The organism is Achromobacter sp. UMC46 (assembly GCF_014170335.1).
Classification (GTDB): Bacteria; Pseudomonadota; Gammaproteobacteria; order Burkholderiales; family Burkholderiaceae_B; genus Achromobacter.
The window spans coordinates 40,096-52,125 of sequence record NZ_LZZS01000023.1 but is presented as its reverse complement, the minus strand read 5'-3'; the positions used below and the strand labels follow the sequence as shown (position 1 = coordinate 52,125).

Here is a 12,030-nt window from a genome sequence, read left to right as displayed (position 1 = left end):
GGAGGCGTCATGTTGGATTTCGTCTATCAGGCCCTGCCGGCGCGGGTGATCTTCCAGGCCGGCGCGCTATCCCGGCTGCCCGAAGAAGTGCAGCGGCTGGGGGTCCGCCGCGTGCTGGTCCTGACCACCCCGGGCCAGCGGAAGCTGGGCGAACAGGCGGCGCGCGCCCTGGGCGCATTGGCGGTGGGCGTCTGTAGCGAAGCCGTCATGCATGTGCCCCGCGAAGCGGCGCAGGCCGCCCGCGCGCAAGCCGAACAGCTGTCGGCGGACGGTTGCGTCGCCATCGGCGGCGGGTCCACCATCGGGCTGGGCAAGGCGATCGCGCTGACATCGTCCCTGCCCATCCTGGCCGTGCCGACTACCTATGCGGGCTCGGAAATGACACCGATCCACGGCATGACGGAAAACGGCTTGAAAACCACTGGCCGCGACCTGCGCGTGTTGCCCAAGACCGTGATCTACGACCCGTTGCTGACGCTGGACCTGCCCCCAGCCCTGTCGGCGGCGTCCGGCATGAACGCGATGGCGCACGCGGTCGAGGCGCTATACGCGCAAGATGCGAATCCTATCGTCAGCCTGATGGCGCAAGAAGCCATCCGCAGCCTGGCGCGCGCCTTGCCGGCCGTGGTCGCCAAGCCGCGCGACGAATCCGCGCGGGCCGGCGCGCTGTATGGCGCCTGGCTCGCGGGCACCTGCCTGGGCGCGGTCGGCATGGCGCTGCACCACAAGATCTGCCACACACTGGGGGGCAGCTTCAACCTGCCCCACGCCCAGACTCACGCCATCATGCTGCCCTACACCGCCCACTACAACCACACGGCGGCGCCCGAGGCGCTGCAACGCGTGGCGCGCGCGCTGGGTGGCGATACCGCTGCAGAAGCCGGCCCCTTGCTGATGGCGCTGAACCGCAGCCTGGGCCTGCCCGCGTCCCTGGCGCAGATCGGCATGCCCGAAAACGGCATCCTGCAAGCAGCGGAAACCGCCAGCCGCAACCCCTACTACAACCCGCGGCCCGTGTTGCACGACGACATCCTGGCGATGCTGCAACGCGCGTGGCGCGGCGATTCCGCCGCATGACGGCGCGCCGCGAGCCAACCGCCAAACGGGGAAACGCCATGAGAGGAGACACCATGAGGGAAACACCATGACCACAGACAATCGCAATGCCGAATCCGCGCTGACCGAACAAGTCGTCGCCGCCTTCGCCGATACTCCCGACCCCCGGCTGCGGCAGGTGATGCAGTCCCTGGTGCGGCACTTGCACGCCTTCGTCGCCGATGTCGAACCCGACGAAGCGGAATGGCTGGCGGCCATCCGGTATCTGACACAGACGGGCCAGATGTGCGATGACGTCGTGCGGCAGGAATTCATCTTGCTGTCCGACACCCTGGGCGTTTCCATGCTGGTGGATGCGATCAATCACCGCAAGCCGGGCAACGCCACGGCAAGCACGGTGTTCGGTCCTTTCTACATGGCCGGCATGCCCGATCGCGCGCCGGGCGAAGACATGGCGCTGACGCCCGGCCTGCCCGCGCTGGTGCATGGATACGTGCGGGACACCGACGGCCGGCCGGTGGCGGGCGCCGTGCTCGACGTCTGGCAGACGGCGGCCAACGGCATGTATTCCGGCCAGGACAAGCAGCAGCCTCACGGCAACCTGCGTGGCCGCTACCGCAGCGACGATTCCGGCTACTACGCCATCCGCACCATTCTGCCCGTGTCGTACCCGATCCCGGACGATGGCCCGGTGGGCCGCATGATGGCGGCGACAGGCCGCCACGTGTACCGGCCGGCGCACCTGCACTTCATGATCGAAGCGCCCGGCTACCGCACGCTGGTCACGCACGTTTTCAATGCCGGCGATCCCTATCTGGCTTCCGACGCGGTGTTCGGCGTAAAGCCGGCGCTGGTACTGGCGTACTCGCCGCGCGCATCCGGTACGCCGCTGGCGGCCCGCTTCGGATTCGGCACGGACTTCCATGAGGGCGCCTATGACTTCGTCCTGCCCCGTGCGCCGGAATGAGGGCGCCGCGCCCCAGCGCAGGCTGTGCCGCGTCGCTGACATTCCGGATGGCGGCGCCCTTTCCCTGCCGGGCGCCGGGCGGCCGCTGGTGCTGGTGCGGCGCGGCGATGCGGTCTGGGGCTACGCCGACCGTTGCCCGCACTTCTCGGTGCCGCTTGCGGCCACGCCCGGCGTCGTCTTGACCTACGAAAGCCAGGTGATCATGTGCGCGCATCATTCCGCGCTGTTCCGTTTCGAAGACGGGCACTGCATTGAAGGCCCCTGCCAGGGTGCCGCGCTGGACCGCCAGGCCCTGCGCATTGAAGACGGCTGCGTGTACGCGGCCTGATACGTCCCCGCGAAATCCCGCGCCGCTGTCATTCCCCCGTCACCCGCCGCCTGCATAGTTCCGCCCTTTGCGGCCATGCCCTTCGCATGCCGCCAGACGTTGGAGTGTGTCCATGCAGTTCGAAGTATCCCGCTTGCGGCGGGCCATCATGCCCCTGTCGCTGGTTTGCGTCACCTTGTTGAGCGCCTGCGGCGGCAGCGACGACGAAGATGACGAAGCCGGCACGCCCACCCCGCCGGTGGTGACGGATCCCACCCCGGTCGATCCCAAGCCGGTCGAGACCGGCGCCTGGACCGCGGGCGACCTGCACGTGCACACGTACCAGTCGGACGATGCGCAAGTCAGCCTGGAAAGCGCGCTGGACCAGGCGTTCGACCGCTACAAGCTGGATTGGGCAGCGATTTCGAACCACCTGCGCCTGTCCGGCCGCGACCACACCGGCACGGCGCTTGCCGGCGGCTCCGTCCCGTTCTCCACCGGCATGGCGCAGTACGAAGTGCCGTTCATCAAGACGGCGCAGGCCGCCGGCCGCTATGCGGGCAAGATCATCTTTTCGTCGTTCGAATGGGACATGCCCACGCATGATCACGTGAACATCGGCATCGGCTTGAATGACCCGCTGTCGGCCAAGTCGCTGCAGGCGGTGGCGGAATTCGAATACCTCTTCACCAACCGCGACCCCGCCCTGTTCGACCCGCTGCTGGTGTCGCGCCTGGCGGGCGAAACCCGTGCGTTCACGACGCACGCCGATTCGCTGGCCGCGCTGAAATGGCTGCGCGACAAACATCCCGACAGCTATATGCTGTTGAACCATCCGTCGCGCTATGCGGGCAAGTACACCGTCGCGCAACTGCGCGAGATGAACGACCTGGCGCCGGACGTCTTCTTCGCCATCGAAGGCATGGTGGGCAACCAGATGGAACCGGACCGCGGCGGTTACGCCACGGCCTACACCAATGCCTTCCTGCCCAACCGCACCTACGGCGGCGTGGACTATCTGGTGGCGCATCTGGGTGGCACCTGGGACGCGTTGCTGGGCGAAGGCCGCCGCATCTGGACAGTGGCGGACTCCGACTTCCACTTCCGCACCGCATCGGGCCTCTACAGTTCGGGCTACGCGCCCGGCGAATACGCCAAGACGCATGTGTGGAAAGACGGCAAGGACATGGCTTCGGTCATGGCGGGCCTGAAGAGCGGCCGCGTGTTCGGCGTGTTCGGCGACCTGATCGACGCCCTGGACTTCCAGGCGAAGGGCACGGGCGGCGCCGTGCACATGGGCGGGGAATTGAAGGCCGCCAAGGGCGAACGCGTGGAAGTCACCATCCGCTTCCGCAGCCCGGCCAGCAACAACTATGAATACCCCATCGAAAGCGGTAACCCCACCTACGTCAAACCCACCGTCAACCACGTGGACCTGATCGTGGGCGAGGTCGGTGCGCGCGCCGCAGCCGGCACGCCAGGCTATGACGCCGACACCAACCCCACGACCCGCGTGCTGGGCCGCTTCACGCGCGCCGACTGGACGGTGGACGCCGATGGCAACAACGTCATCAAGACCACGGTGACGGCCGACAAGAGCCAGTACCTGCGCCTGCGCGGCACCAACCTGGGCGTGGACGTCGCCGGCGAAACCGCTGCCGGCGAACCGTTGCCGGACGCCAAGGTGGACCTGGCCGACGACGTGGCGCGCTTCAACGCCGTCAATGCGCGCAACTACAACGACCTGTGGTTCTATTCGAACCCGGTGTTCGTGACGGTCGCGCCGTAAGGCGCCGCGGCGGGCACGCAGGCCGCGCAACACCGGCTTCGCGTGGCCCGTGAAACGCGCCAGGGCGCGTTCGGCCAGCGCGCGGCGCGCCGGGTCGCCGATATGCGCCAGCAAGGCGCGACCTAGACGACTGTCATGGTTTGCCGCTGCCCCTTGGTTTTTCGCCCGCCGCGCCATGTTGCGAGACGAACAGGTTGCGGACGTGCTCCCAGGCATCGTCCAGGTGAACCTTCATGCAGGCCTGCGCGGCCTGCACATCGCGCCGCGCCAATGCGTCCAGGATGGGCTGGTGCGTGGCCGCGACCATTTCTGGATCCTGATAGACGTTGTCGATCAGCGAAATGATCATGCGCATCTCAGTCTGCGTGCTGGAGAACAGGCGCAGCAGATACGCGTTGCCCGACAGTTCGCAGATCAGCGTGTGAAAGCTAAGGTCGAGTTCGATGCGGCGGTGCTGGGGGGCGTCGGCGGCTTCGGCGATCATCAGGTCTAGCAGCTGCGACAAGCGCGCCATGCCGGCCGCGTCCGCCTGCTCGCAGGCCGCCGCCACGGCGGTCATCTCAAGGCTCAGGCGAACCTGGAACAGGTCGTCGATCTCGCGCACGGACATCTCGCGCACGAAGAACCCGCGACGCGGCTTGGACACGAGGATGCCCTGGCGTTCCAGGCGGCGCGAAGCCTCGCGCACCGGCGCCCGGCTGATCGCCATCTGCCGCGCGATCTCGGCTTCGACCACGCGGCTGCCCGGCGGCAGCCTGCCCTGCACGATCGCCTGGGTGAGCCTGTCCTCCACCACGCCGACCAGGTCGGGGACATTGACGGATTCGAACGTACTGGAAGCGGCCGGGTTCTCGGTCATGGAATTCTCTATCAGGGTGATGAAAGGCGGACTGCGCGTGAGCGGTATAACACCCCGTTTTTTTCCAGCATATCAGTGTTACTGCTAACTGTCGACAGTTGACGATAAGCACATAATGCCTCGCATCCGGCCGCTTCTGAAAGCCGATCTCAACGAGGACGCATCAATGGTCAATTCCCAGGAAACCGCGCCGGAAACGATGAGCGCGGCCGAGCAGAAAGTCCGCCACGACCTGGCGGCGTGCTACCGGCTGATCGCCCATTTCGGCATGGACGACAGCATCTACACGCACATTTCGGCCCACGTGCCCGGCGAGCCGGGGGTATTCCTGATCAATCCCTACGGCCACCTGTTCCGTGACATCACCCCGGAATCGCTGGTCAAGGTCGGGATGGACGGCCGGCCGGTGGCCCCCACGCCCTACGACGTCAATCCCGCCGGGTTCACCATCCACAGCGCCGTGCACGGCGGGCGCCCCGAAGTCGGTTGCGTGCTGCACACCCATACGGTCGCGGGCGTTGCCGTGTCGTCCCTGGCCTGCGGCCTGCAGCCGGTGAACCAATGGGCGCTGCAGTTCTACAACCGCGTGGCCTATCACGACTACGAGGGCATCGCCCTGGACCTGGAAGAACGCGAACGGCTGGTGGCGGACCTGGGGCCGCACAAGGTCATGATCCTGCGCAACCACGGCCTGCTGACCACGGGCGCCACGGTCGCCGAAGCCTTCATCCTGATGCTCAACCTGGACCGCGCATGCCGGGTGCAGCTGGCCATCCAGTCGACCGGCCAGGCGACCTACCCGGTCAGTCCGCAAGTCAGCGAGCGCACCGCGCGCCAGTACGCCAGCGGCGACACCAACCGCCTGCCCGGCGCACCCGACCCCAGCGAACGCGAATGGCGCGCGCTGCTCAAGCTGGTCGAGCGCCCGTCCGTCGCCTGACCGGCCCCACCGCCTTCCCCGCTTTTCCCGCCCCCCGATTTTTTCCGCCGCTGCGGCCCGTCACCAGGAGAACCCCATGAATCGACGCGACTTTCTGATCGCCAGCGCCGCCACGGCCGGATGGTGGAGCGGCAGCGCCGCCCTGCCCGCCTGGGCCGCGGCCGCCCGCAACGGCGTGCTGAACATCGCCGTGCAGCCTGAGCCGCCCGGGCTCATGCTGGGCATCATCCAGAACGGCCCCACCCAGATGATCGGGGGCAACATCTACGAAAGCCTGCTGCGCTACGACGAAAAGCTGGCGCCCATGCCGGGCCTGGCCACGTCCTGGACCGTCAACGACACGGCCACCGTCTACACCTTCAAGCTGAAGGAAGGCGTGCTGTGGCACGACGGCAAGCCCTTCAACGCGCATGACGTGGTGTTCAGCGTGGACCAGTTCCTGCGCAAGACCCATGCGCGGCTACGCGCCGGCCTGGCCTTCGTGGACAGCATCAAGGCGCTGGACGACCACACCGTCGAATTCCGTCTGCCGCGCCCCTTCGGCCCGTTCCTGGGCCTGTTCGAAGTCGGCACGATGCCCATGGTGCCGCGCCACATCTATGAAGGCACCGACTACCTGAGCAATCCGGCGAACAACACGCCCATCGGCACTGGCCCCTACAAGTTCAAAGAATGGCGCCGCGGCTCGTTCATCCAGCTGGTCCGCAACGAGCAGTACCACGAGGCCGGCCTGCCCAGCGTGGAAACGGTCTACTTCCACGTCATTCCCGACGCCGCGTCGCGCGCCGCCGCCTTCGAATCCGGAAAGCTGGATATCCTGCCCGGCGGCACGGTCGAATACTTCGACATCGCGCGCTTGAAGAGCCTGCCCAACGTTGAAATCACCACTAAGGGCTGGGAGTTCTTCGGCCCCCACTCGTTCATGTGGCTGAACAACCGCCACCCCCTGCTGGGCGACGTGCGCGTGCGCCGCGCCATCATGTATGCGCTGGACCGCGAAGCCATGCGCAATGTGGCCTGGTACGGCTTCGGCAAGGTCGCGACCGGCCCCTTCAACAGCACCGTCCGCTACCACACCGACGAGGTCACCCGCTATCCGCGCGACGTGGCGCGCGCCAAGCAATTGCTGAAAGAAGCCGGCTACAAGGGCCAGACCCTGCGCCTCTTGCCGTTGCCCTATGGCGAGACTTGGCAGCGCTTTGCCGAAATCGCCCGGCAGAACCTGGCCGAGGCCGGCATCAAGTTGGAAATGACCGCTACCGACGTGGCCGGCTGGAGCGAAAAGACCGCCAACTGGGACTACGACATCGCCTTCTGCTACCTGTACCAGTATGGCGACGCGGCGCTCGGCGTCAGCCGCAACTACCTCAGTTCCACGATCGCCAAGGGCTCGCCCTGGAACAACGTCGAGGGCTACAGCAACCCGAAGGTCGACGACCTGTTCGAACGCGGTTCGCGCGAGGCCGACCCGGAAGCCCGCCGCAAACTGTACGAAGAAGCGCAGCGCATCCTGGTCGACGACGTGCCGGTGGCCTGGCTGCTTGAACTGCAATTCCCCACGCTGTACCGCAACAACATCAAGAACCTGATCAATTCGGGCATCGGCATGAACGATAGCCTGGCGCGCGCCACGCTGGCCTGAGCCGCGACGACCCAGACAGGGGGAATGCTTCATGAAGAAACTTGCTTATCTGATGCGCCGGATCGTCCAGGGCCTGCTGGTGCTGGCCCTGATCGCGGTCATCAATTTCCTGCTGATACGCGCCGCGCCCGGCGACCCGGCCGCCGTCATGGCCGGGGAAGCTGGCGCCACCGACGAAGTCTTCATGGCGCAGTTGCGGGAACGCTTCGGGCTGGACAAGCCCTTGCCCCAGCAGTTGGCGAACTACCTGTCGCACGCCGCCCGGCTGGACCTGGGCGACTCCTACCGCCAGCAGCGGCCGGTGATGAGCCTGATCGCCGAACGGCTGCCCGCCACGCTGCTGCTGACGATGACGGCATTCGTGGTCTCGTTGACGATGGGGGTGGCGCTGGGCGCCTGGACCAGCGCCCGCGCGGGGACATGGGTGGACAGCCTGGTCAGCACCCTGTCCATGCTGTTCTACGCCACCCCGCTCTTCTGGCTGGCGCTGATGGGGGTGCTGCTGTTCTCCGTCAAGCTTGAATGGCTGCCGGGCTTCGGCTTCGAGACGGTGGGCGCCGGGCACGCGGGGCTTGCGCGCGCCGCCGACATCGCCAGCCACCTGGTGTTGCCTGCCGCCACGCTGGCGCTCTTCTACATGGCGGTCTATGCCCGGATGACGCGTACCGCCATGCTTGAGGTCGCGCAGATGGACTTCGTGAAGACCGCCCGCGCCAAGGGTTTGTCTCCGCGGCGCATCCAGCGGCGCCACATCCTGCGCAATGCGCTGCTGCCGGTCATCACCCTGGCCGGCATCCAGGCCGGGTCCATGGTGGGCGGCACCGTGCTTATCGAAACCGTCTTCGCATGGCCCGGCATCGGCCGCCTGATGTTCGACGCCCTGGTGCAGCGCGACTACAACCTGCTGCTGGGCACGTTCCTGATCACCGCCGCGCTTGCGGTGGCGTTCAACATCATCACCGACCTGCTCTACACGTTGGCCGACCCGAGGATCGAACTGCAATGAACAACGGATTCTGGCGGCGCTTCCGCCGCAACAAAGGGGCCGTGGCCGGCCTGGCCGTCATGGCGGCGGTGCTGCTGCTTGCCCTGAGCGCCCCGCTGATCGCCGCGCACGACCCCTGGGCCATGGTGCAGCGCCCGTTCCTGCCCCCGCTGGACATCGCGGGCCTGCCGTTCGGCACCGACACGCTTGGCCGCGACATCGGTTCGGGGCTGGCCTACGGCGCGCGCATCTCGCTACTGATCGGGCTGATCTCCACGCTGGCCGGCCTGCTGATCGGCGTCTCGATCGGCGCATTGGCGGGCTACTACGGCGGCTGGATCGACAACAGTCTGATGCGCTTCACCGAGCTGTTCCAGGCGATCCCCAGCTTTGCGCTGGCCATCGTGCTGGTGGCGATCTTCCAGCCGTCGGTGGGGTCCATCGTGACCGCCATCGCGCTGGTGTCGTGGCCGCCCGTGGCCCGCCTGGTGCGCAGCGAATTCCTGACGCTGCGCCACCGCGACTTCGTCCATGCCGCGCACCTGGCGGGCGAGTCGAACCTGCGCATCATCATCACGCAGATCCTGCCCAACGCCGCCGCCCCCATCGTCGTCATGGGCTCGCTGATGGTGGCCACCGCGATCCTGCTGGAATCCAGCCTGAGCTTCATGGGCCTGGGCGATCCCAACGTCATGAGCTGGGGCTACATGATCGGCGCCGCGCGCACCGCGCTCCGGCAGGCCTGGTGGATCAGCCTGTTCCCCGGCATCGCCATCCTGCTGACCGTGCTGGCGCTGAACCTGATCGGGGAAGGCCTGAGCGACGGGCTGAACACCCGCCTGGACGCAAGGAGCCGCGCATGACCGACTCCACTTCCCTTCTGGACATCCGGGGCTTGAGCATCCAGCTGCCGGCCGGCGCCGACCGCGCCCTGGCCGTCAAGGAAGCCAGCCTTTCCATCGCCAGCGGCGAAACGCTGTGCATCGTGGGCGAAAGCGGCTCGGGAAAATCCATGATCGCCAACGCGGTCATGGGCCTGTTGCCCCAGCCCCTGGTGCGCCCGGTCGCGGGCAGCATCGTCTTCCAGGGCCATGACCTGCTGGCCCTGCCCGATCCGCAGTGGCGCGCGCTGCGCGGCAACCGCATCGGCATGATCTTCCAGGACCCGATGTCGGCCCTGAACCCCGTCATGCGCATCGGCGACCAGCTGGAAGAAGCGCTGGACGCGCACGTCAAGCTGTCTTCCGCCGAAAAGCGCGCGCGCATCATCGCGGCGTTGACCGACGTGCGCTTGCCGGACCCGGCGGGCATCGCCGCCAGCTATCCGGGCCGGCTGTCCGGCGGGCAGCGCCAACGCGTCATGATCGCCTGCGCGCTGATGCTGGAGCCCGCGCTGCTGATCGCGGACGAACCCACCACCGCCCTGGACGTGACCACCCAGGCGCAGATCCTGGACCTGATCCGCGACCTGCAGGCCAAGCGCGGCACCGCCGTGCTGTTCATCACGCACGACTTCGGCGTGGTGTCGCAGATCGCCGACCGCGTGGCGGTCATGCAACTGGGCCAGATCGTCGAGGCCGGCACCGCGGACCAGGTGCTGGGCCATCCGCGGCATGACTACACGCGCAAGCTCATCGCCGCCATTCCCCATGGAATGCCCGCCGTTGGCGCCGCCGCCGCGCAGCACCCGGTGCTGCTGGACGTGCGCGACGTAAGCAAGACCTACGTTTCCGGCGGCGGCCTGTTCCGGCGCGGCCGGGAAACCCCCGCCATGCGCGGCATCAGCTTCAGCCTGCGGCGCGGCGAAGTGCTGGGGCTGGTCGGTGAATCCGGGTCCGGCAAATCCACATTGGGCCGGTGCATTGCAGGACTGCTGGCCCAGGACAGCGGCCAGATCCTGTTCAACGGCAAAGTCCGCGGCGCACAGGGCGGCGCGCGGCCCGAACCCGGCCGTATCCAGATGGTGTTCCAGGACCCGCAGGCGTCGTTGAATCCGCGGCATACCGTGGGCCGTTCGATCATGGCCGGCCCCCTGGCCCAAGGCATGGCGCCCGCCCACGCTCAGGCGCGCGCGGCCGAACTGCTGCGGCTGGTCGGGCTTAGCCCGGACGCGGTCAAACGCTACCCGCATGAATTCTCCGGCGGACAGCGCCAGCGCATCGGCATCGCCCGCGCGCTGGCGTCCGACCCCGAGTTGATCGTGGCCGACGAACCCGTCTCGGCGTTGGACGTCTCGGTGCAGGCACAGGTCCTGGCGCTGTTCGCCAGCGTGCGGGAACAGTTCAAGCTCAGCATGCTGTTCGTCACCCACGACCTGCGCGTCGCGGCGCAGATGTGCGACCGCATTGCCGTCATGCAGCAAGGCCGCATCATCGAATGCGGCCCCGCCGCGCAGATCATCCAGGAACCCGAGCAGGCCTACACGCGCGAACTCGTGCAGGCGGTGCCTGATTTCACCCGCATCGTCTCCGGACGCCACAGGCGAGAGGCGGCCGTCGCATGAACGCCCCGCACCTCTCCTCCGTGCGGCCGCCCTGCATCGCCCTGCTCAGCCGCGTGCTTGACATGCGGTACCTGGTGCCCGCCTTCCAGGCGCTGCGCCCCGATATCGCCTGGCGCACCGCCGACGACCTGGGTGCGCCCGAAGACATCGACGCGGCCGTCTGTTGGCTGCCGCCCGCCGGCCTGCTGCGCACGCTGCCCAACCTGCGCCTGATCCAATCAATCGGCGCGGGCGTGGACCACATCTACGCCGACCCCGCCATCCCGACCGATGTGCCGGTCTGCCGCATCGCCGAAACCGGGATGGCGGACGGCATGACCACCTACGTGACCTGGGCGGTCATCAACCACCACCGCCATTTTCCCGACTACGTCCGCAACCATGCGCAAGGCCTGTGGCGCGAAAGCCCCATCGTGCCGCCCTCCGCGCACCGCGTGGCCATCGCCGGGCTGGGCCGGCTGGGCATGAAGGCGGCAAGCGCGCTGGCCGCACTGGGCTATGCCGTTTCTGGCTGGAGCCGCACCCCCAAACCCGATCTTCCTGCGGGCATCACGGGCTACCACGGGGCGGACGGGCTGCCCGCGCTGCTGGCCCACGCCGACACGCTGGTGTGCTTGCTGCCGCTGACAGGCGAAACGCGCGGGTTCCTGAACGCCGCGACGTTCGCCCAACTGCCCAAGGGCGCCCATGTCGTCAACGCGGGGCGCGGCGAACACCTGGACGCGCAGGCCCTGCTGGATGCATTGGACGCGGGCCAGCTTTCCTACGCGACGCTGGACGCTACCCCCGAAGAACCGCTCCCCGCCGACCACGCGCTGTGGCGCCACCCGCGCGTACTCGTCACCCCGCACATCGCCACCCGCACGCCGGCCGCCGCCATCGCCGCGCAAACCTTGGAAAACCTGAATCTTGTGCAATCCGGCAAACGCCCGGACACTTGCGCGGACGCTACGCTGGGGTATTGATGCCCGCGCCTGGCGCG

The 12,030-nt window shown here is 67.6% G+C and carries 11 protein-coding genes; 10 read left to right on the top strand and 1 reads right to left on the bottom strand.

Annotation, left to right across the window (positions count from 1 at the left end):
• Positions 1-9: 9 nt before the first annotated feature.
• From A9973_RS17175 to A9973_RS17160, 4 genes are all read left to right on the top strand, one after another.
• Positions 10-1,077: a maleylacetate reductase gene (locus A9973_RS17175; protein WP_183014930.1), complete on the top strand. Its 1,068-nt coding sequence runs from the start codon at positions 10-12 to the stop codon at positions 1,075-1,077.
• Between the two features lie 67 nt (positions 1,078-1,144).
• Positions 1,145-2,023 carry an intradiol ring-cleavage dioxygenase gene (locus A9973_RS17170; protein ID WP_183014929.1) on the top strand — a complete coding sequence of 293 codons (879 nt, stop codon included), beginning with the start codon at positions 1,145-1,147 and terminating at the stop codon, positions 2,021-2,023.
• Positions 1,992-2,351: a Rieske 2Fe-2S domain-containing protein gene (locus A9973_RS17165; RefSeq protein WP_183014928.1), complete on the top strand. Its 360-nt coding sequence runs from the start codon at positions 1,992-1,994 to the stop codon at positions 2,349-2,351. The genes A9973_RS17170 and A9973_RS17165 overlap by 32 nt, the downstream gene beginning before the upstream one ends.
• A gap of 112 nt (positions 2,352-2,463) precedes the next feature.
• Positions 2,464-4,119: an S-layer protein gene (locus tag A9973_RS17160; protein WP_183014927.1), complete on the top strand. Its 1,656-nt coding sequence runs from the start codon at positions 2,464-2,466 to the stop codon at positions 4,117-4,119.
• Positions 4,120-4,252: 133 nt separating this feature from the next.
• Here the strand turns inward: A9973_RS17160 and A9973_RS17155 are convergent, their stop codons facing one another.
• Positions 4,253-4,978 (bottom strand): GntR family transcriptional regulator, encoded by a 726-nt coding sequence (locus tag A9973_RS17155; RefSeq protein WP_169272973.1) that lies wholly within the window; start codon positions 4,976-4,978, stop codon positions 4,253-4,255.
• 166 nt (positions 4,979-5,144) lie between these two features.
• On the opposite strand from A9973_RS17155, the gene A9973_RS17150 reads away from it, so the two are divergent.
• The 6 genes from A9973_RS17150 to A9973_RS17125 all read left to right on the top strand — a co-directional run bounded on the left by A9973_RS17150 (position 5,145) and on the right by A9973_RS17125 (position 12,013).
• A complete protein-coding gene (locus A9973_RS17150; protein WP_183014926.1) occupies positions 5,145-5,918 on the top strand; it encodes a class II aldolase/adducin family protein in 774 nt (257 codons plus the stop codon).
• 76 nt (positions 5,919-5,994) lie between these two features.
• A complete protein-coding gene (locus A9973_RS17145) occupies positions 5,995-7,560 on the top strand; it encodes an ABC transporter substrate-binding protein (RefSeq protein WP_183014925.1) in 1,566 nt (521 codons plus the stop codon).
• Between the two features lie 31 nt (positions 7,561-7,591).
• On the top strand, positions 7,592-8,566 hold the full coding sequence (locus A9973_RS17140; RefSeq protein ID WP_183014924.1) for an ABC transporter permease: 975 nt from the start codon (positions 7,592-7,594) through the stop codon (positions 8,564-8,566).
• On the top strand, positions 8,563-9,408 hold the full coding sequence (locus A9973_RS17135; protein WP_183014923.1) for an ABC transporter permease: 846 nt from the start codon (positions 8,563-8,565) through the stop codon (positions 9,406-9,408). The genes A9973_RS17140 and A9973_RS17135 overlap by 4 nt, the downstream gene beginning before the upstream one ends.
• Positions 9,405-11,048: an ABC transporter ATP-binding protein gene (locus A9973_RS17130; RefSeq protein WP_183014922.1), complete on the top strand. Its 1,644-nt coding sequence runs from the start codon at positions 9,405-9,407 to the stop codon at positions 11,046-11,048. Before A9973_RS17135 ends, A9973_RS17130 begins: the two co-directional genes overlap by 4 nt.
• A complete protein-coding gene (locus A9973_RS17125; protein ID WP_183014921.1) occupies positions 11,045-12,013 on the top strand; it encodes a glyoxylate/hydroxypyruvate reductase A in 969 nt (322 codons plus the stop codon). The genes A9973_RS17130 and A9973_RS17125 overlap by 4 nt, the downstream gene beginning before the upstream one ends.
• Positions 12,014-12,030 lie beyond the last annotated feature (17 nt).

Coding starts and splice junctions, on each gene's coding strand:
- A9973_RS17175 (WP_183014930.1), top strand. CDS start 10: ATGTTGGATTTCGTCTATCAGGCCCTGCCGGCGCGGGTGATCTTCCAG.
- A9973_RS17170 (WP_183014929.1), top strand. CDS start 1,145: ATGACCACAGACAATCGCAATGCCGAATCCGCGCTGACCGAACAAGTC.
- A9973_RS17165 (WP_183014928.1), top strand. CDS start 1,992: ATGACTTCGTCCTGCCCCGTGCGCCGGAATGAGGGCGCCGCGCCCCAG.
- A9973_RS17160 (WP_183014927.1), top strand. CDS start 2,464: ATGCAGTTCGAAGTATCCCGCTTGCGGCGGGCCATCATGCCCCTGTCG.
- A9973_RS17155 (WP_169272973.1), bottom strand. CDS start 4,978: ATGACCGAGAACCCGGCCGCTTCCAGTACGTTCGAATCCGTCAATGTC.
- A9973_RS17150 (WP_183014926.1), top strand. CDS start 5,145: ATGGTCAATTCCCAGGAAACCGCGCCGGAAACGATGAGCGCGGCCGAG.
- A9973_RS17145 (WP_183014925.1), top strand. CDS start 5,995: ATGAATCGACGCGACTTTCTGATCGCCAGCGCCGCCACGGCCGGATGG.
- A9973_RS17140 (WP_183014924.1), top strand. CDS start 7,592: ATGAAGAAACTTGCTTATCTGATGCGCCGGATCGTCCAGGGCCTGCTG.
- A9973_RS17135 (WP_183014923.1), top strand. CDS start 8,563: ATGAACAACGGATTCTGGCGGCGCTTCCGCCGCAACAAAGGGGCCGTG.
- A9973_RS17130 (WP_183014922.1), top strand. CDS start 9,405: ATGACCGACTCCACTTCCCTTCTGGACATCCGGGGCTTGAGCATCCAG.
- A9973_RS17125 (WP_183014921.1), top strand. CDS start 11,045: ATGAACGCCCCGCACCTCTCCTCCGTGCGGCCGCCCTGCATCGCCCTG.